This window comes from Candidatus Stoquefichus massiliensis AP9 (assembly GCF_000455285.1).
Classification (GTDB): domain Bacteria; phylum Bacillota_I; class Bacilli_A; order Erysipelotrichales; family Coprobacillaceae; genus Stoquefichus; species Stoquefichus massiliensis.
Genome location: NZ_HG005284.1, coordinates 64,769 through 85,954, shown reverse-complemented (window position 1 = coordinate 85,954; position 21,186 = coordinate 64,769). Strand labels below are relative to the sequence as shown.

The window sequence follows — 21,186 nt, the reverse complement described above, 5'->3', positions numbered from 1 at the left end:
GTGTTGGAAATGGAAAAGTTTAAACTTGTTTCTGAGTATTCACCAATGGGTGATCAGCCATCAGCTATTAAGCAATTGGTTGAAGGAATTCGTGCAGGTAAAAAAGAGCAGGTTTTGTTAGGAGGAACAGGAACAGGAAAAACCTTTACTGTTTCTAATGTCATTGCTGAGGTTAATAAACCAACGCTTGTTTTGGCTCATAATAAAACATTAGCAGGACAACTTTATTCTGAATTAAAGGAGTTTTTTCCAGAAAATAGAGTAGAATATTTTGTTTCAAACTTTGATTTTTATCAGCCTGAAGCTTATATTCCTAAAAGTGATGTTTATATAGATAAGACTGCACAAACGAATTATGAAATTGAAATGTTACGTTCAGCAGCCATGAATTCTTTATTAGAAAGAAGAGATACAATTGTTGTTGCTTCTGTTGCATCTATTTATGGTCTAGGTAATCCAGAACAATATAAAGAAATGATTTTTTCTTTACGAGTAGGACAAGAGATTGACCGTAAAGAATTGTTAATATATCTTGTTGATCGTCAATATCAAAGAAATGATATTGAACAATCGAAGGGAACATTTAGAGTTCGTGGTGATGTTATTGAAATTGTGCCTGGTCATACTGAGAGTTGGCTTATTCGTATTGAACTTTTTGGAGATGAAGTAGAACGTATTAGTGAAGTTGATCCTTTAACAGGAAAAGTCTTAGGAAGTTATCATACTTATACGATTTATCCAGCTTATGGTTATGTGACAAAAAAAGAACAGATGTTACGTGCATGTGGGACGATTTCAGAAGAACTTAAAGATCGCTTGCGTTATTTTGAAGAGGGTATGAAACCATTGGAATTCGAAAGATTAGATCAACGTACACGTCATGATATTGAAATGTTAAGGGAAGTTGGTATGTGTCCAGGTATTGAAAATTATTCACGTCATATTGATGGACGTGCTGCTGGACAGCGTCCTTATACGTTGATTGATTATTTTCCTAAGGATTTCTTAATGATTGTGGATGAGAGTCATGTTATGTTGCCACAGGTAAGAGGTATGTTTAATGGAGATCGCAGTCGTAAAGAAACATTAGTTGAATATGGTTTCCGTTTACCAAGTGCTTTGGATAACCGTCCGCTTCGTTTCGAAGAATTTGAAAAAATTATTAATCAGGTTATATATGTTTCAGCAACGCCTGGTGATTATGAGTTAGAGAAAACACACGGTGAATATGCTGAACAGATTATTCGACCAACAGGTCTTTTAGATCCAGTGATTGAAGTTCGACCATCAAAGAACCAGATTGATGATATTATTAGTGAGATTAATGATAAAGTTGAAAAAAATGAAAGGGTTCTTATTACAACCTTAACTAAAAAAATGGCAGAGGATTTAAGTGCTTATTTAAAAGAAGTTGGATTAAAAGTTGCATATTTACATTCTGATACGAAGACGTTAGAGAGAACCGAAATTTTACGAGATTTAAGACTAGGAAAGTATGATGTATTAGTTGGAATTAATTTGTTAAGAGAAGGTTTGGATTTACCAGAAGTCTCTTTAGTTTGTATTCTTGATGCTGATAAAGAAGGGTTCTTAAGAAGTGAGCGCTCTTTAATACAAACGATTGGTCGTGCTGCGAGAAATGCAAATGGTAAAGTTATTATGTTTGGTGATCGTATAACTGATTCAATGCGTAAAGCAATAGATGAAACTTCTCGACGAAGAGAAATTCAGGAAGCATATAATAAAGAACATCATATTACACCACAAACAATACATAAAGAAATTAGAGATTTAATTCAAGGTAAAGAAACAGTAGATGAGGCAACTTCTTTTATTCAAAAAGGAAAGAAAGCTGATAAGAAAGCGAAGAAGAAATTGATTAATGATCTGGAAAAAGAAATGAAGCAGGCAGCGAAAATTCTTGATTTTGAAAGGGCAATGGAATTAAGAGATATCATTATGGAATTGAAAGGTGAGAAGTAATGGAAATATGTTCATTAGCAAAGTCTGTTTTTAATGATATTTCTAATGCAGGTGGATATGTGTATATTGTTGGCGGAAGTGTTCGTGATGATATTTTAAATATTCATACAGAACATGATATTGATGTGGAAGTTTATCATTTATCATATCAGCAGCTGTATGATGTTTTATCAAAACATGGAACTGTTAATACTTTTGGGCAGTCATTTGCGATAATGCAATTAAGCATATTGCCACACTATGATTTTGCTTTACCACGTAAAGAAAAGAAGAGTGGAGAAAAACATCAGGATTTTGATATTATCATCGATCCTGATTTACCTATAGAAAAAGCAATTCTAAGACGTGATCTTACAATGAATGCATTAATGTATGATTATCATCAGGATAAGATTATTGATCTTTGTGGCGGAATGAATGATATAAAAGAGAAAGTGATTCGTTGTGTTTCATTACAGACATTTGGGGAAGATCCTTTAAGAGTTTTAAGAATTGCACAGTTTGCTGCTAGATTTGATATGTCCATTGATTTAGAAACAAAACAATTGTGCTATCAGATGGTTAAAGATGGTATGTTAGATCATTTATCTAAAGAGCGTATCTATGAAGAATATTGTAAAATATTGATGTCTCCAAAACCTTCTATTGGTTTTTATTTCTTAAAAGAAATCAAGGCTTTGCCTTCATTTCTAGAAAATTTAACAATGACTCATCAACGCTTGGATTATCATCCAGAAGGTGATGTATTTACACATACGATGCTGGTGATTGATGTTGCAGCATTGTGCAAGCAGAAGACAGATCAGCCACTTTCATTTATGTGGTCATGTTTGCTGCATGATATTGGAAAACCGCTTGTTACAACAAGCGAGGGACATGCTCCTGGTCATAATGAATCAGGTGTTGATATATTTAAGCAAGTTGATCTTATAACTTCGAAAAAACAAAGACAATATATTCAAACAATGATTATGTACCATATGCATTTGATGAATATGGCAAGAAATCATAGTCGAGATATATCTTATTTGAGGCTTTTGAAAAAGATTGAAGGAAAAGTTTCATTAAATGATTTGATTTATATAAGTTGTTGTGATAAGTTGGGTAGAGGAAAAGTTGTTCAATCACAGTATAATGATTTCTTAGAGTTTATAAGAGATAAAAAAGAACGATTAGGAGAGAAAGCTCCTTTAGCTATCATTAATGGCTATGATTTAATAGGAGCGGGATGGACTGAAGAAAAAATTTTTAAAGATGTGTTAGAAGAAGCATATGATTTACAACTTCAGGGATTAAATAGAGAGAAGATATTAAGGAGTTTGAAGAAAAAGTATGATAAAAGATAAAATTATTATCAAAGGAGCAAGGGTCAATAATTTAAAGAATATTGATGTTGAAATTCCACGTGATAAACTTGTTATTATGACAGGGTTGTCTGGGAGTGGGAAAACATCTTTAGCTTTTGATACGATTTATGCTGAAGGTCAAAGACGTTATGTTGAGTCATTAAGTGCTTATGCAAGACAATTTTTAGGTGGTGTAGAAAAACCAGATGTAGATAGTATTGAAGGTTTGTCACCTTCTATTGCGATTGACCAGAAAACAACATCAAATAATCCTCGTTCTACAGTTGGAACAGTCACAGAGATATTTGATTATTTGAGACTGCTCTATGCGAGGGTTGGACATGCATATTGTCCTACTCATCATGTTTTGATTGAATCTCAGACAATTAAGCAGATGGTTGATTCTGTGGATACGTATGAAGATGGAACAAAATTACAGATTCTTGCAAGAATGTGTAAGAATCAAAAAGGAACACATAAAGATTTATTAGATGATTTAATGAAAGAAGGCTTTGTAAGGGTTAAAGTTGATGGTGAAACAAGATTATTAGAGGAAGAGATTGTATTAGACAAGAATAAGAAACATAATATTGATGTTATTGTGGATAGAATTATAAAAAAAGAAGGTTATCGTTCACGATTAGCTGATTCATTGGAAACTGCTTTAAAACTTACTGGTGGTGAAGCCATTGTTGAGAACTTAACAACAAAGACTGAGAAACTATTTTCACAGCATTTGGCTTGTCCACATTGTGGATTTAGTGTTCCAAAATTAGAACCAAGATTATTTTCTTTTAATAATCCTTTAGGAGCATGTCCTGATTGTAAAGGAATAGGTGTAAAGAATGAAGTGGATGATGACCTTTTGATTCCAGATTGGTCTTTAAGTATTAATCAGGGAGGATTGCGTTATTTTAAAACTTCAGTTGGTACAGATCGAATTGAATGGCAGAGATTTTTAGTGTTATGTCGTGAATATCATATTGACTTAGACAAACCATTAAAAGATTTTACCAAGAAGGAACTTCATATTATTTTAAGAGGATCGGATAAACCGATTACATATACGATTCAATCTAGTTCTGGAAATGTTTCAAAGACAACAAAGTATATCGAAGGAGTTAAGACATTAATTGAAAGACGTTATGAAGAAACAACTTCATCATGGTCTAAAGAATGGTATGCGTCTTTTATGGCTGAACATACTTGTCCGACTTGTCAGGGTAGACGTTTAAATGATCAGGTTTTAAGTGTTTTAGTAGGTGGGTTAAATATTAGTGAATTCACTGATATGTCTATTGAAAAAGCTCTTGCTTTTATTCAAGAATTAAAATTGAATGAGACTGAAACAAACATTGCACGTTTAATTATAAAGGAAATTAAGGATCGCTTAACTTTCTTAAATGATGTTGGTCTAGGATATTTGACACTTTCAAGACGTGCTGGAGGTTTGTCTGGAGGAGAAGCTCAGCGTATTCGTTTGGCTACGCAGATTGGATCACGTTTAACAGGCGTTCTTTATGTTTTAGATGAACCGTCAATTGGATTACATCAAAGAGATAATGAGAAATTAATCAAAACATTATGTAATATGCGTGATTTGGGTAATAGTGTTATTGTTGTAGAACATGATGAAGATACAATGCGTGCTTCGGATTATATTATTGATGCGTGCTTCGGATTATATTATTGATATTGGACCTGGAGCAGGTGTTCATGGGGGAGAGGTTGTAGCAGCAGGAACTCCTGAAGAAATTATGCATCATCCTGACTCTATTACAGGTAAATATTTATCTGGTGAATATAAAATACCAGTTCCTAAAAAGCATCGTAAAGGAAATGGATTGTATATTGAAATTAAGGGAGCACAGGAAAACAATCTTAAAAATATTAATGTGAAATTTCCATTAGGTAAGTTTGTCTGTGTAACAGGTGTTTCAGGAAGTGGAAAATCTACGTTAGTTAATGAAATTTTATGTAAAGCGGTACGTGCAAAACTTTACCATTCAAAAGAAAAACCAGGAAAACATAAATCTATATTAGGATTAGATAATGTTGATAAAGTCATTGAAGTGTCGCAAGATCCTATTGGTAGAACACCTCGTTCTAATCCTGTGACTTATACTGGAGTTTTTGATGATATTCGTGATTTATTTGCAAAAACTCCAGAAGCAAAGATGCGTGGATATGATAAAGGACGTTTCTCTTTTAATGTAAAAGGAGGGCGTTGTGAGGCATGTCAAGGTGATGGAGTGAAACGTATTAGCATGCATTTTTTACCTGATGTTTATGTTCCGTGTGAAGAATGTGGAGGTAAACGATACAATGAAGAAACTTTACAGGTAACATATAAAGATAAAACAATCTATGATGTCTTAGAAATGACAGTAGAAGACTCGTTAGAATTTTTTGATAATTTACCTCGTATTCGTTCTAAACTCCAAACTATTTATGATGTAGGATTAGGTTATGTTAAATTAGGACAGAGTGCAACAACGCTTTCAGGAGGAGAAGCACAACGTGTGAAACTTGCAAGTGAACTTCAAAAGAAGGCAACTGGTAAGACTGTCTATATTCTTGATGAACCTACAACTGGGTTACATAGTCATGATGTCGCTCGATTGATAGAGGTTTTAAATCGTATTGTTGATCAAGGTGATACAGTTATTGTTATTGAACATAATCTTGATGTAATTAAAGTTGCTGATCATATTATTGATTTAGGATTGGAAGGTGGCGATAATGGTGGTACAATTGTAGTATCAGGTACACCTGAAAAAATCGCAAAATGCGAAGAAAGCCACACAGGGCGTTTTCTTAAGAAAGTATTAGAGTAGGAGGAGTTTTATGGGTAAATCAGTCAAATTGAAAGATTTATTAAAATCACCAAGTTATGAACGTATTTCAGGGGATGAGGATTCTTTAGAAAGAGAAATTTTTGTTGCTGAAATGAATAGACCTGGATTTGAACTAGCAGGATTTTTTAAACATACTGATTTTCGAAGAATTATTCTCTTTGGAGAGAAGGAAATTGCATTTGTTAGAGAAATGAGTAAAGAAGCACAGTTGGCTTGTTTTTCTAAACTTGTGAATGATGAGACACCGTGTATTATTATTGCTAAAGGATATGAATGTCCTGAAATACTTAAGAATATTGCAGTTAAGAGAAATTTTCCAATTTTTGAAACAAAACAGGCAACAGGCCGTGTTTCTATTGATTTAACAGGAACATTGGATGAAGCATTAGCAGCAGAAACTTTGATCCATGGAGTGTTTTTAAATATCTATGGAAAAGGTGTTGTTATTCGTGGAGATAGTGGAATTGGAAAATCAGAGATTGCATTAGAATTAATTAAAAGAGGTCATTTATTAATTGCTGATGATGCTATTGAACTTTATCATATAGGACAAGGTATTGTTGGAAGAGCTCCAGAAGTATTAAAGAATTTATTAGAAATTAGAGGTATAGGAGTTATTGATGTTTCTAAAATGTTTGGTGTAGCTTCTATTTTGCCAAAGGATAATGTTGATTTGATTATCCAGTTAGAAAGATGGTTACCATCACGAGAATATACACGTATTGGTGTTGAAGAAGATGATGTGACAGAAGAGATTTTAACTGTCCAAATTCCTAAAATTGTTGTGCCAGTTACAGGTGGAAGAAGTATGTCTGCTATCATTGAAGCAGCTGTTATGAATATGCAATTAAAAGATTCTGGATTTGATTCTAGTAAAGAATTTGTGAATCGTATTTTAGATAATATTAAGAGTAAGTCATCATGAGATTTTTTGAAAATTTTTCTACCTTTGTATCGATAGGTCCTTTCCATATTCAATGGTATGCGATAGTGATTTTATCTGGGGCATGTTTTGCTTATTTTTTAGGACAATATCGTTTTAAACAGCTAGGATATAATAAAGAAATATTATCAGATTATTTCTTTGCATTATTATTTATTGGTATTGTTGGAGCGAGAATTTGGTATGTCATTTTTACTTTTAATGATATTTATATTAATAATCCAATTGAAATCTTTGCGGTGTGGCATGGTGGTTTAGCTATACAGGGTGGTATATTTACGGGACTGATTTATAGTTATTTCTTCTTTAAGAAACGTAATATTCCTTTTCTTGTAGCAGGAGATGCGATTATGCCTGGTGTTTTAATTGCTCAAGCTTGTGGAAGATGGGGAAACTTCTTTAATCATGAGGCATTTGGAGGAGAAGTGAGTTTAAACTTCTTACAATCATTACATCTACCACAATTTATAGTTGATAATATGTATATTGGTGGTGCTTATCATCATCCAACATTTTTATATGAATCTGTAGGGAATATTATTGCTTTTTTACTCATTATTTTTGTAATCAGAAAATTCCAAAAACATATAGGTATTCAATTCTTTAGTTATTTTGTTTTATATGGTATTGTGAGATTCTTTGTTGAAGGTATGAGAACAGATAGTTTAATGTTTGGACCTATTCGTATGGCACAGCTCATTTCTATTGTTTTCTTAATTGCTGGTATTGCAGGGATTATCTATGTACATTTCAAAGGCAAAAAAGTTGAAGAATTTCAGGTGGAGTAGAATCATCTACTCCTTTTTTTCTTATAGAAAAAAAGGAATTATAAATTGAGAATGATATTTGAAAATGTTCACGAATATTTCATATAGAATGTATATAATAAACACATGAGGTGATAACATGCATAATTCTGCTAAAAGAATTATTAAGCAATATCATGATAATCAGGAAATTTATAGATCTCTTAAACATGATATTGAAGATATTTTTACACGTATTATAGATACACATCATTTTCGTATTTCTAATATGGCGATTCGAATTAAAAGTGAAGATGCACTTATGAAAAAGATTACTTATAAAAATAAGTATAATGATATTAATGAAATTACAGATGTTGTTGCATGTCGAATTATTACATTATTTGAAAATGATGTAGATTTGATATATGAATGTGTGAAAGATAATTTTGAAATTATAGAATACAATGATAAAAGAAAAAAGAACTATGATGATCGTATAGATTTTGGCTATAATTCATTGCATCTTTTAATTAAGTTCAATGATGAAAGGTGTCAGTTAATTGAATATGCGGCATATAAAGATATTGTTTTTGAATTACAAATCCGTACAACTTTACAACATTCATGGGCTGAAATTGAACATGGACTAGGTTATAAATCACAATATGAGATACCTAAAGATATTCGTAGACGGTTAACGAGATTGTCAGCATCATTAGAACTCTTAGATGAAGAATTTGTCCAGATTGCCAAAGAAGTGGATGAATATAATAAAGGGATTGTTCATATTGAGAAAGTTTTAAGGACGGATATTAATGTGAATTCTCTTATCCAGTATGTCAATACGTCTCCACGTATTAATGGTATTCTAGAAAGGCTACATACAGAATATCAGTTTAAATTTGAAAGAGATTCTGAATTAATATCACAATCAAGACTTATACAAAGATTTCATTATATGGGTTATACATATATTAATGAATTAGATGATTTTGTGGAAAATCATATGAAAGAAATAGAATGGTTATCAAGAGAACGCGTTGAAAATTCTAAAGAAAATCATATCATTAATATTTACAATGTCCTGATTTGGATTTCTTTAGTGATGCTTGCTAATGATGGAGTAAGTGATCCTGAAGAAATCTTCTCTCAGGAAAGTATTGAACGTTTACAAAAATTAAAAGAATCAATAAAAATTGAAGAACAGTTAAGAAATTAAATATAAAATATTGACTATGCCCCTGGAGGATAGTGTATGCTAAATTTGAGGTGAGAGAAATGAAGATACAAGAAGTTTGTAACTTGTTGAACTTAACAAAGAAAGCTATATACTATTATGAAGAACAGGGGCTTTTAAATGTACACAAAGATAAGAATGGATATCGTATCTTTAATGATCATGATATTGAACAACTCCATGAAATATCATTATATAGGAAACTAGATATACATATGAGTGATATCAAAAGGTTATTGAAGGCTAACAAAGATGAAAAAAATGATTTGTTGAGGAATATTTGTGTTGAAAAGAAAAAGGCACTTAAAATACAAGAAAAATCTATTGAATTGTTAGAACAATTGGTTGAACAAACAAAATCTTGGAAAAAACTTGATGAGCAAATTGATTATCAAAATATTTCCAAGGCAATACAAGAACAAATTCCAGGTATTTATGGAAAAATGTTTATGCAACATTTTTATCCGTATTTACAAGGTACAATGACAACTGTTAAACAAAAACAAGCTTATCAAAGAGTTATTAGGTTTTGGGATGATGTTGATTTTCAATTACCTTGGAGTATACGTTTTATCTACTGGCTAAATAGACATGAGAGTGAAGAGAAAATGATGTCAGCATTTCAAAAATCAGAAAATATGAAACGTGAATTGTTAGAAAGTGAAGATGCTTATGAAAAAGCAAAAGAATTGATGAAATATGTGTATAAGAATTCACACCGTTTGTCATATAGAATATTTCAGTATCCACAAAGGAAGTTGAAGATTAGATTACAAAATGCTGGATATAATGATATCTTTCTTCCAGCATTATGTGATTTATCACCAGAGTATAATGAATATAGTTTAAAATGGAGAGAACTCAATGATAAAGTTTGTCAGGATTTAGGGTTGTATTATAATCATAAAATGCAATTATGTAAGAAAGAATAATTTGTTCTTTCTTTTCTTTTGTCATAGAAGTGTCATCATTATATAATAGAATAAAAGAGGGTGATCTTATGAGTAGAATATTATTGGTAGAAGATGATTTGGCTTTATGTCATTCGTTACAAAAGGCATTAGAAATTAAGGCATATGATGTTGTGACTGCTGAAAGTTATAATCAGGCGAAAGAAATATTTTGTGATGGATTGTTTCAGTTGGTGATATTGGATATTCAGTTACCTGATGGTAATGGTATTTCTTTATGTCGAGAAATTCGTTTGTCTTCTGAAGTGCCTATTTTATTTTTGACTGCCAATGATAATGAGGATGTTTTGGTAGAGGGATTAAATAATGGTGGTGATGATTATATGACAAAGCCATTTCGTATTAAGGAACTCTATGCACGTATGACAGCTTTAATGAGACGTAGTCAAACAAATGATCAATTAGGTATTGGACATCTTATGATTGATATAAATCGTCAGGAGGTCTATATACAGGGGCAGAATGTTCATTTATCGACTATAGATTTTGAATTGTTAAGAATGCTTGTTATTCATAAGAATCAAGTTTTAACACGTCGACAATTATTAGAAGCTATTGAAAGAGATGAATATTATGTAGAAGACAATACGCTTTCTGTACATATGAAAAGAATAAGACAAAAGCTTGGGACTTATCATGGTTTTTCTTATATTGAAACAGTGAGAGGTGTTGGGTATAGGATTAATAGAGAGGTATTATATGAAAACAAATAATCGTGAATTTATTCAACTGAGAAATCTTTGGTTAATCACAATACTTATCAATATTGTGATTTATATAACATTAGATAATTCTTTTTTATTAGTTAGTAGTTTAGTTGGTTTAAGTATTCTTTATTTAAAATCTTATTACATGCTTGCTCAACTCTATACTGATGTCAGAAACGTTATTGGATATGCTTCTCAAGATCAAAAAGCCCAGATAAAAGATGGAGATCTAGGTTTATTATATGATGAGATGCGTCATTTAAAAAATCGTACAAAAGCTTATGAAGAGACTATTCAAGAAGAAAAAGATAAACTCAAAGAAACAATTGAAGATATCTGTCATCAATTAAAAACACCTTTAACAAGTATTTCTATTTATAATGAATTAATATTAAATGAAGAAGAAAATAATGAAAATTCACAAAAAATACAAGAACAAATAGAAAAGATGAAATATCTTATAAGTAGTTTATTAAAACTAGCAAAATTACAAAGTCATCAAGTTTCTTTTGAATATGATTATTTACCAATTAAAGATGTTATTGAACTTTCTCTAGAATCAGTTTATTCACTTATCCAACAGAGGAATGTAGTAATCAAAATAGAAGAAAATCATTTGATGTTTTATTATGATGAAAGCTGGTTACAAGAAGCGATTTCTAATATTTTAAAAAATGCTTTAGAGCATGACTGTTCATTGATTCAGATTTCTTTTGATGAATATCAAAATTCTTTTAAAATAAAGATTTATAATGATGGACCAATCATTGATGAAAAAGATTTACCACATATATTTGAGAGATTTTATCATACACAGCATCAAAAAGGTGTAGGAATTGGATTAGCTTTATCAAAAGAAATTATTGAAAGACATCATGGATATATTGATGTTTATAATGATCATGGTGTTGTTTTTGAAATTATGTTTCTAAAATATGAAATGAAAGAGAAAGTGTCATAGAAGTGTAAGAAAGCCTATCTATAATAAAGATAGGAGGTGGAAATGATGGAAAAAGTTGTTAAGATGAGTCATGTATCAAAAACCTATGGTGAAGGAGCGGCTAAAGTTCATGCTTTGCGTGATGTGAGTATTGAAATTGAAAAAGGAACTTTTGTAACTGTGATAGGTAAGAGTGGTTCGGGGAAATCAACACTTTTACATGTTATGGGAGGGTTGGAAAAACCAGATACAGGTGAAGTTAATATTCAGGATATCTCATTGTATCAATTGAAAGATGATGCTTTGTCAATATTAAGGAGACGTCAAATTGGTTTCGTTTTTCAATTCTTTAATCTTATACCAAGTCAAAATGTCTATGAAAACATTATATTACCAATGCGTTTGGATGGACGTAAAGAAGATCAACAATATGTTGATGATATTATTCATGTTTTAGGCTTAGATGATAAAAAATATGCCTATATTGATGAGTTATCAGGTGGACAACAACAAAGAGTAGCGATTGCAAGAGCATTGGCATCTAAACCTTCTATTATTCTATTAGATGAACCAACTGGTAACCTTGATTCACAGAACAGTCATGAGGTTGTAGATTTATTAAGACTTTCACAAAGAAAATATAATCAGACGATTGTGATGGTTACGCATGATGCTATGATGGCCAATAAAGCTGATCGAATTATCACAATTGAAGATGGACAAATTGTAGGTGATGAGAATGTTTAAACATAATTACTTACAAAAATTAGCATATGATAATATTCGTAAACAAAAGAGTTTTTACCGCTTTATATTTATATCTTTAGTTCTTGTATTTGCCTTATCATCATGTATAGCTATTTTATTTTCTTCATATGATGCTATTGGATATAAAGAAAAAAGTACAGAATTTGGCCGATGGTCAGCAATTCTTTATGAGCCCAATAAATCAGATATTGATGCTTTAAAATCAAAAGTCAAGGATGCTCAGGTTGGATATCTTAGTTATGCGGGAAATGTGTCTTATCAGGATTATGATGCAGGAAGATTGGATTCATTAGATCAGAATGCCATGGAATTAGCACCCTTAACATTATTAAAAGGGCGATTACCAAATCAACAAAAAGAGTTAATCTTAACAGAAAACCAGTGTACGATACTGGGAATTGCTAAAGATATTCATCAGAATATCGAATTAACAGTCACAACAGGTGAGACTTCAGAAGTTCAACAATTTGAAATTGTAGGTATTATAGATAATCAATTACATAAGGGAATGTTAGAGATAGGTGATTTTATTACAACCCAATATTCTACAACCCAAGATATAGCTTTACTTTATGCAAAAGATACAAAACAACTATGGAATACAATGATAGAAGAAGGACTTCATGAAAAAACAGTTTATAATGATAAAACATATGATCAATATAAAACAATCAATATAGATAAGCCACATTATATTGATGATGATATTACAAATGTATTTCGATATTTAATTGCTGTATTAGGATTTATTGGTGTATTTGGAACAATGGTTTCATCATTGACTAAACGTACAGAACATTTTGCTTTAATGAAAGCCATTGGAGCAACGTCTAAACAAATTCAAAAAATGATTGTTTATGAAGGATTAATATTAAGTGTCATTGCAGGAATTATTGGTTTTATTATAGGATGCTTATTTAGTTTTATTGTTTTATTTTGCTATCATCTTATTATGAAATCTGATTTTATGTTTGTGATGGGAAGTAAGTTATATAGTCAAATCATTATTTCAATTATTACCATTATTATTGGTATTTATTTACCATCTTTTGAAGCTTATTATGTCTCTTTAACGCAAAGTGTTAAGCAAAAGGTGTCAATATCTAGAGTACGTAAAGTCCGCAGACAAAATATTTTTGCATTAGCTATCAGAGAATTTTTATTACATAAATTTATATCTATATCCATGATCGTTATTATTATGATTGGTATTGTGATGGGAAGTATGTTCTTTGACAGTATTGAAGGTTATCAGGAGGTTGTAGCACGATCAAAAACAAATGTTGATTTTGATTATATTCTTTATGATGATGGAGATTTAACAAGTTCTGATATTCAGCCTTTGACATCAATTAAAGATATGACATCACAAGTTCATCATGTTCATGATATTGAAATGACATGGCAGGGAATTGAAGAAATAAAATCAATATTAAATTATCGAATAAGACCTTCACAGATGAAATATGCTGAAAGATCATCATTAAGTTATTATGAGAATGAAGAGATGATTAAGGAAGTTTTATCTCAGCATCATATGGAAGGAAGATATCCGCAAAATGATCATGAAGTTCTGATTGTCAAACCTTGGATAAACGTTCATGATGGATATTATGATAGCAGTCTGGCAAATCCGCATGAGGATAAAGAATATATTAAGGATGTTGGACTAGAAATTGGGGATTATGTAACAATTGCATATGCTGATGAAGGAATGGCAGAGGCAAATCACTTGATAGATCAGCCATTAAAGATTGTTGGCACTATTACATTTGAGGAAATTACACGAAAAGAACAATCACTTTTTACTAATTATTATCAATTGATTACAAATCAGTCAACTTATCAAAAATACATTCCGGATGATTCTTCAACGAAATTATTATTTGATGCCAATACTCAAAAAGCAGGTATTCAATTAAAAAGTGCAATATTACAGGTTATTAATGGTAAACATAATGTCAGATTTGAGGATACTCAACAAGAAATGCAAGAGAGTATTATGTGGAGTTTACAATTTATATTAAAAGTTGGTCCATTCTGTGGAACTTTCTTAGCTGGAATCGTTGTTTTAACATATCTGTATAGAAAAGTAAAAATTCTGGGAGCTAAACATGAAATTGGTTTATATAGAGCCATTGGAGCAACCAAAAGACAGATTTATCTTATTCATCTGATATATGGGTTGATGATTTATGTTATTGCAATTTGTATAGTTATCTTTATAATTGTTATTAATATGAAAGGACCTATTGAAGAAACTTTTGTTGGTAACTTTGTTGCACAACAAGGTCCTTATGTAGCATTCTTAGGAATTATTTTCATGATAGCATTTATGTTACCGGTTCATAGTGAACTGAAAGAAAACTTAATGCAGACAATTACAAAGCAATAAAAAATAAAGCATGTGAATGCTTTATTTTTTCATGAGTCCATCTGCAAAACTAATAGGTATTCCGAATATTATACCTGTATGTGGATTATTAATACCACCTACAGCATCATCAACTGTTTTTCTGACCAAATCAACCTGATCATCATTCACAATAAAAAATATAGTGCGACTTTCAGGCAAAGGGTTTTCAAGAAATAAACGAAGTGATCCTAAAAGATAACTTTCATCTGATTCATCTAAAGATTTGACCATTCCAGTTGATTCGACAATTGTTCCACCATTGACTCCTGCTTTTTTTAAACGAGCTAATAAATCATCTAAACAATCTATCTTATTTAAGACAACAAATATAACTTGCATAACTATCACCACCTAGTTTTATTATATCGCTTGTTGAAACAAATATCTAGTTATTATCAAAAAATTGAGTTATAATAATAAATAACAAACAAGGGAGAGTGGAAATGATGGAATATCAATTTACAAAAAGAATGGCTAATGTGAAAGCTTCAGCTATTAGAGAAATATTAAAAGCAACATCTAATCCTGAAATGATTAGTTTTGCTGGTGGGAATCCAGCTGCAGAAGCATTTCCAGTAAAAGAAATAGAAAAGATTTCTGCTGAAATCTTGCATAATGATCCTATTAGTGTTCTCCAATATGGAATTACTGAAGGAGATCAAGGTTTGATAAAAGCCGCAACTCAATTTTTTAATAGAAATGAACTAGCATTGAAAGATGGGGATAAAATGTTAATTACATCTGGATCTCAACAGATTATGGAATTTGCTGCAAAATGCTTATGTAATGAAGGGGATGTTGTGATTTGTGAAAATCCAAGTTTTTTAGGTGCATTAAATGCATTTAAATCATTAGGAGCAATATTACAGGGAGTGGAATATAAAGATGGGCAATTAGATTTAGTCGCATTAGAAGAATCATTAAAAATGCAACCAAAACCTAAATTTATGTATTTTATTCCAAATTATCAAAATCCAACAGGTATGACTATGTCATTAGAAATCAGAAAAAAAGTTTTAGAATTAGCAAAAAAATATGAAGTTCTTATATTAGAAGATAACCCTTATGGAGATTTAAGATTTGAAGGAGAGGCTATTCCTTCAATCAAATCATTAGATCAAGATGGATTAGTTATATATGCAGCCAGCTTATCAAAAATTATTGCACCAGGAATGCGTGTTGCTTGTTGTATTGGTCCTCAGGAAGTCGTGAATAAATTTACTGTAGCAAAGCAAGCTAGTGATGTTCATTCTAATTTATGGGCTCAAAAAGTAATGGCTCAATATTTAACACAATATGATATGGATCAACATATTGCATCAATACAAAAAATTTATAAAGCAAAATGTTACCTTATGCTAGAAGAAATGAAAAAATATTTTCATCCAGCTGTACAATATACCAAACCAACAGGTGGGATGTTTATATGGGTAACATTACCTAAACATATAGATATGCAGTTATTTGTAAAAAAAGCATTGGAACAAAAAGTTGCTGTTGTACCAGGTAATGCATTCTTAGATGATGATAATAAAGAATGTCATAGTTTTAGAATGAATTTTTCTACACCAACAGATGAGAAGATTAAAGAGGGTGTTAAAATTTTAGGACAATTAACACATAATATGTATTAAAGTTCGTCATATTTTTCAATAAATATAACATATAATAGAAAGTCGGGAGGAATAAAAAATGCCATTTATAACATTTACAACTACAAAAACATTAACATTAAATCAAGAGAAAGCATTGAAAAACAGTGCTGGAAAATTGATCTCAATTTTACCGAACAAAAAAGAAGAGAATCTAATGATTCATATTGAAGATAATCAGGTTATGTATTTTAAAGGAAAGGAAATTGACTGTATGAAAATAGAATGTCAACTCTTTCATGAAATTGATTATGCATATAAAAAAGAGTTTGTAGAAAAACTTATGAAAGAAGTAGAAAGTATTACAAAAATACCTGTTTCTCAACAATATATATCAATTCAAGAATATGATCATTGGGGTAAAAATGGAGAATATGTATAGAAGTCAAAAAATGGCTTCTTTTTTTTTATAAAAAGACTTGCAATAATCTTAATGATATGATAATATATTTAAGCACAAACGAGATGCTTGAATAGCTCAGTTGGTAGAGCAATCGGCTGTTAACCGATCGGTCGTAGGTTCGAGTCCTACTTCAAGCGCCATTTTTGTGGCCTGTTGGAGAAACGGTTAACTCACATGCCTTTCACGCATGCATTCACGGGTTCGAATCCCGTACAGGTCACCATTTTTTGGAGGTTTAGCTCAGTTGGGAGAGCATCTGCCTTACAAGCAGAGGGTCAGCGGTTCGAGCCCGTTAACCTCCACCATTTTTTATTTATAAGCCGGCTTAGCTCAACTGGTAGAGCAACTGACTTGTAATCAGTAGGTTGAGGGTTCAAGTCCTTTAGCCGGCACCAGATTTGACCCGCTAGCTCAGTCGGTAGAGCATCTGACTTTTAATCAGAGGGTCAGGCGTTCGAGTCGCCTGCGGGTCACCATTTTAATATATGCTGCGGATGTGGTGAAACTGGCAGACACGCTAGACTTAGGATCTAGTGCTTCGGCGTGCAGGTTCAAGTCCTGTCATCCGCACCAATAGACAATAACCTTGAATTAATCAAGGTTTTTTTGTTTGTTATCATAATTTATGCTAAGAATGGATGAAAATATTAATGACTTTCAATTTTAAATAAATATTAAAATCGCTGCTTGGTTATTATACACTAGGTACAATCAAAAATATGGAAGACTATTCTGGAATTATATATTCTTGAATCAACAAAAAATATGAAAAAAAGTGATTATTGAGAAAGATATTCATTGTATTTATCATTGTTTAAATAAACAGAGTTGTTTATGTTAATAATTGAAGATAATATTTAATTCAATAAAAATGAACTGTTTTTTTTGGATAAGTGATAGTTCTTCCTTTTTATAAAAATGTTATATATAATAAATAGAAGAAAGATGAATGGAAATGAGGGTGAAACAATGAGCGATTATGTTGTTATTAAAGTAAAGAAATTATATTTGATTATGATTGTTGTAGTTGTAGTATTGATTTGTGGATTTAGTGGTTATTATTATTGGTGCTCCTATCATCCTGATTTTCAAATCGTAATCAGTGATGGTCCGACAGGTAAAGAAGGAATTGAGATGGAAGCTCCACATATATCAATTACATCAAATGGAATTGCTGCACCAGCTGCATCTATTGAGATGAAAGGGAGTAATCTTGTTATGCAACATGAATTTATTTGTACATATATCAAAGATAGTTATAAAACATCAGATATTAAGCTGAATATTGAGTCAACTGATGATTTGCTTATACTTCACTATTCTGGAATTGTAACAACAATGGACGGACAAACTGAAGATTATCAAAAAGACATACCACTAGATTATACAATTGATGCTAAAATCACTCATAAATAAAAAATTAAGATATTAGGAGAATAATATATGCTCACTGTAGAATTAATGAAAAATATCAAAGATTTATCTCCTTCACAACAAGCAATTATTGATTTCATGTTAAAGGAAAAAGAACATTTAGAAGATATGACTATTCAAGATATAGCAAGATATACATATACTTCGCCTGCTGTTTTGATTAGAGTTTCAAAGAAGTTAGGATTTCAAGGTTTCGTTGAGTTAAAAGAAGCTTATCTAAAGGAATTGGAATATCTCAATTCACATGTTCAGCAAATAGATGCTAATAGACCTTTTGAAGCATCTGATAATATTATGTCTATTACTCATAAAATAGCAGCTTTAGAAAAAGAAACAATAGATGATACAGTTTCTTTAATTGATCATGATACATTAAGAGTGGCTTTAAATATGATGAAGTCATCAAAGACAATTCATTTTTGTGGTGTGAGTTTTTCACATTTATTAGGAGATAACTTTGCATTGAAGATGTCTAGGATTGGAAAACGTGTTCTGATAAGTCAATTAGAACAAGAGTATTTATATACAAGTGCATTAATAGATAAAGATGATATGGCGATTATTGTTTCTTATAGTGGAGGCTTGCCACTTATTAAGAATATGATAGATATGTATAAATCTAAACATATTCCAATTATTGCAATAACATCATTAGGTCAATCTTATTTAAGAAGTCGTGCCGATGTGACCGTCACTATTACAACCAAAGAAAAAATGTATAGTAAGATTGCTGGATTTAGCAATGAAACATCCATTAAATTGATTTTAGATATATTATATTCTTGTTATTTTGCACTTGATTATGAGAATAATTTTATAAAGAAAAAAGAATTATCTCATATGGTTGAAAGCAATAAGATTGCTTTGACTGATATTTTAAAAGAAGAATAAGAAATGATATTTCGCATAAAGACTGAGATTGATATAAAAAATCGAAAAGTCTTTTTTTTCACATCATGATATATAGTTTTTTATGTTCGTTTGTAGTTTAATAATAGCAAGAGATGGAGGTAAAGATAATGAGATTTCAAGAAGGTTTTTTATGGGGTGGAGCGCTTGCTGCTAATCAATGTGAAGGTGCATGGAATGAAGATGGCAAAGGACCAAGTATTGCAGATACTGCTCCATATTTTGGAAGTAAACAGGATTATGAGGACTATGTATGTTTTCATATGATGTCCAAAGATGATGTTTATGCTTGTTTAAATGATCAGGAAGGATGTTATCCTAAAAGAAAAGGTATTGATTTTTATCATCATTATCAGGATGATATCAAGTTATTTGCTGAGATGGGGTTTAAAGTCCTAAGAATGTCAATTGCCTGGTCTAGGATATTTCCACATGGTGATGAGAGTGAACCCAATGAAAAAGGTTTGGCGTTTTATGATCGTGTTTTTGATGAGTGTTTGAAATATGGAATAGAACCATTAGTGACTCTTTCGCATTATGAAACACCATTGGGATTAGCGTTAGATTATGGGGGATGGTTGAATAGGAAAACAATTGGTTTTTATGAAAATTACGTAAAAACAGTTTTCTTAAGATACAAAGATAAAGTGAAATACTGGTTAACATTTAATGAAATTAACGTAATTCTTCATAGTTTGTATATTGGTGGAGCGATTCTCAAAGAATACACATCTAATAATCATGATCAAGATTGTTTTCAGGCTATTCATCACTTGTTTTTAGGAAGTGCTTTGGCTGTCAAATGGGGACATGAATTGATACCAGGTGCACAAATAGGATGTATGTTAGCACGTCGTGAATCTTATCCGGCAACATGTAAACCTGAAGATAATTTACAATGTTTAGAGGAAGATCAAATGAATCTTTTCTTTACAGATGTACAAATGCGAGGTTATTATCCAACTTATATGAATAAATATTTTAAAGAACATCATATCCATATTCATAAAGAGGATGGTGATGATGAACTATTAAAACAATATTGTTGTGATTTCTTATCTATCAGTTATTATATGACAGTTGTTTCTCAAGCACAGATTGATGAAAATACTGAGATGACGACAGGTAATGATTTATTTGGTGTCAAAAATCCATATTTAGATTCATCTTCATGGGGATGGCAAATTGATCCAGTTGGTTTAAGAATTACATTAAGACGTCTATATGATCGTTATCAGGCTCCGTTATTTATTGCTGAATTAGGTTTAGGAGAAAAAGATATGATAAGTCCAGATGGAAAGATTCATGATAGTTATAGAATAGAATTTCTCAAACAGCATTTTGAGGCAATCAGTGATGCTATTGAAGATGGTGTTGATCTTTTTGGATTAACAACATGGGGATGTATTGATATTGTTAGTATGTCAACAAGTGAAATGAGTAAGCGTTATGGGTTTATTTATGTAGATGCAGATAATTACGGAAAAGGTACATATCAGAGAATGAAGAAAGATTCTTTTGATTGGTATAAAAAGGTCATTGCAACAAATGGAAAGATATTATAAGGGAATGTAAGGAATTCAAGTTAGTTCTATTGATAGGATTCAGTCTAAAAGCGATTGTCACTTACTAAGAGCATAAAAAATATAAAATAAAACTGTTAACATCATTAACATAAAGTTATTGAATGATAACAGTTTTTTTATTTTAGAAATGATTTGTTTCTTGAAGTATCCTAATATAAGAAGACTAATTTAAGTCGTCTTATATAGAAATTCATCAATTATTTATTTTATTCTATGCAATATATGGCAATTTGTCAAGGGTAATATACAAAATAAAAATGAAAAGTCAGATATATTTTATATAT

16 protein-coding genes, 6 tRNA genes and 1 pseudogene are annotated in these 21,186 nt (G+C 31.0%); 22 read left to right on the top strand and 1 reads right to left on the bottom strand.

The window, feature by feature from the left end:
- Positions 1 to 9: 9 nt before the first annotated feature.
- The 11 genes and pseudogenes from uvrB to BN350_RS00390 all read left to right on the top strand — a co-directional run bounded on the left by uvrB (position 10) and on the right by BN350_RS00390 (position 14,897).
- Positions 10 to 1,983: an excinuclease ABC subunit UvrB gene (gene uvrB, locus BN350_RS00440; RefSeq protein ID WP_028041835.1), complete on the top strand. Its 1,974-nt coding sequence runs from the start codon at positions 10 to 12 to the stop codon at positions 1,981 to 1,983.
- Positions 1,983 to 3,329 carry a CCA tRNA nucleotidyltransferase gene (locus BN350_RS00435; protein ID WP_028041834.1) on the top strand — a complete coding sequence of 449 codons (1,347 nt, stop codon included), beginning with the start codon at positions 1,983 to 1,985 and terminating at the stop codon, positions 3,327 to 3,329. The genes uvrB and BN350_RS00435 overlap by 1 nt, the downstream gene beginning before the upstream one ends.
- Positions 3,316 to 6,166 (top strand): annotated as a pseudogene (gene uvrA / locus BN350_RS18050) (excinuclease ABC subunit UvrA). The gene BN350_RS00435 and the pseudogene uvrA overlap by 14 nt, the downstream one beginning before the upstream one ends.
- Before the next feature lie 10 nt (positions 6,167 to 6,176).
- Positions 6,177 to 7,112: an HPr(Ser) kinase/phosphatase gene (gene hprK, locus BN350_RS00425; RefSeq protein ID WP_028041833.1), complete on the top strand. Its 936-nt coding sequence runs from the start codon at positions 6,177 to 6,179 to the stop codon at positions 7,110 to 7,112.
- Positions 7,109 to 7,918 (top strand): prolipoprotein diacylglyceryl transferase, encoded by an 810-nt coding sequence (gene lgt / locus BN350_RS00420; protein ID WP_028041832.1) that lies wholly within the window; start codon positions 7,109 to 7,111, stop codon positions 7,916 to 7,918. Before hprK ends, lgt begins: the two co-directional genes overlap by 4 nt.
- A 118-nt stretch (positions 7,919 to 8,036) precedes the next feature.
- Positions 8,037 to 9,098: a GTP pyrophosphokinase gene (locus BN350_RS00415; protein ID WP_028041831.1), complete on the top strand. Its 1,062-nt coding sequence runs from the start codon at positions 8,037 to 8,039 to the stop codon at positions 9,096 to 9,098.
- 59 nt (positions 9,099 to 9,157) lie between these two features.
- Positions 9,158 to 10,048 (top strand): MerR family transcriptional regulator, encoded by an 891-nt coding sequence (locus BN350_RS00410; RefSeq protein ID WP_028041830.1) that lies wholly within the window; start codon positions 9,158 to 9,160, stop codon positions 10,046 to 10,048.
- 68 nt (positions 10,049 to 10,116) lie between these two features.
- Complete coding sequence (locus BN350_RS00405; protein ID WP_028041829.1) at positions 10,117 to 10,800, top strand: response regulator transcription factor; 684 nt, start codon at positions 10,117 to 10,119, stop codon at positions 10,798 to 10,800.
- Entirely contained in the window at positions 10,787 to 11,755 is a 969-nt protein-coding gene (locus tag BN350_RS00400; RefSeq protein ID WP_028041828.1) for a sensor histidine kinase, read from the top strand. Before BN350_RS00405 ends, BN350_RS00400 begins: the two co-directional genes overlap by 14 nt.
- A gap of 45 nt (positions 11,756 to 11,800) precedes the next feature.
- Positions 11,801 to 12,481, top strand: coding sequence for an ABC transporter ATP-binding protein (locus BN350_RS00395; protein ID WP_028041827.1), 681 nt, complete (start codon positions 11,801 to 11,803; stop codon positions 12,479 to 12,481).
- Entirely contained in the window at positions 12,474 to 14,897 is a 2,424-nt protein-coding gene (locus BN350_RS00390) for an FtsX-like permease family protein (RefSeq protein WP_028041826.1), read from the top strand. The genes BN350_RS00395 and BN350_RS00390 overlap by 8 nt, the downstream gene beginning before the upstream one ends.
- Positions 14,898 to 14,918: 21 nt before the next feature.
- Here BN350_RS00390 and BN350_RS00385 read toward each other — a convergent pair whose 3' ends face one another.
- Complete coding sequence (locus tag BN350_RS00385; protein WP_028041825.1) at positions 14,919 to 15,257, bottom strand: hypothetical protein; 339 nt, start codon at positions 15,255 to 15,257, stop codon at positions 14,919 to 14,921.
- A 107-nt stretch (positions 15,258 to 15,364) separates the two neighbouring features.
- Here BN350_RS00385 and BN350_RS00380 point away from each other — a divergent pair, with 107 nt between their 5' ends.
- The 11 genes from BN350_RS00380 (at position 15,365) to BN350_RS00330 (ending at position 20,881) form a co-directional block, all read left to right on the top strand.
- Positions 15,365 to 16,552, top strand: a complete 1,188-nt coding sequence (locus BN350_RS00380) for an aminotransferase-like domain-containing protein (RefSeq protein WP_028041824.1) — start codon at positions 15,365 to 15,367, stop codon at positions 16,550 to 16,552.
- A 58-nt stretch (positions 16,553 to 16,610) separates the two neighbouring features.
- Entirely contained in the window at positions 16,611 to 16,952 is a 342-nt protein-coding gene (locus tag BN350_RS00375) for a hypothetical protein (protein ID WP_028041823.1), read from the top strand.
- A gap of 85 nt (positions 16,953 to 17,037) precedes the next feature.
- Positions 17,038 to 17,113: transfer RNA gene (locus BN350_RS00370), tRNA-Asn, on the top strand.
- A 7-nt stretch (positions 17,114 to 17,120) separates the two neighbouring features.
- A tRNA-Glu gene (locus BN350_RS00365) sits at positions 17,121 to 17,196 on the top strand.
- Positions 17,197 to 17,202: 6 nt separating this feature from the next.
- Positions 17,203 to 17,278: transfer RNA gene (locus BN350_RS00360), tRNA-Val, on the top strand.
- A 14-nt stretch (positions 17,279 to 17,292) separates the two neighbouring features.
- Positions 17,293 to 17,368 (top strand) — tRNA-Thr (locus BN350_RS00355).
- 5 nt (positions 17,369 to 17,373) lie between these two features.
- Positions 17,374 to 17,449, top strand: a tRNA-Lys gene (locus tag BN350_RS00350).
- A gap of 14 nt (positions 17,450 to 17,463) precedes the next feature.
- Positions 17,464 to 17,546 (top strand) — tRNA-Leu (locus BN350_RS00345).
- A 396-nt stretch (positions 17,547 to 17,942) separates the two neighbouring features.
- On the top strand, positions 17,943 to 18,389 hold the full coding sequence (locus BN350_RS00340; protein WP_028041822.1) for a hypothetical protein: 447 nt from the start codon (positions 17,943 to 17,945) through the stop codon (positions 18,387 to 18,389).
- Between the two features lie 27 nt (positions 18,390 to 18,416).
- Positions 18,417 to 19,298 carry a MurR/RpiR family transcriptional regulator gene (locus BN350_RS00335; protein WP_028041821.1) on the top strand — a complete coding sequence of 294 codons (882 nt, stop codon included), beginning with the start codon at positions 18,417 to 18,419 and terminating at the stop codon, positions 19,296 to 19,298.
- Between the two features lie 128 nt (positions 19,299 to 19,426).
- Complete coding sequence (locus tag BN350_RS00330) at positions 19,427 to 20,881, top strand: glycoside hydrolase family 1 protein (protein WP_028041820.1); 1,455 nt, start codon at positions 19,427 to 19,429, stop codon at positions 20,879 to 20,881.
- Positions 20,882 to 21,186 lie beyond the last annotated feature (305 nt).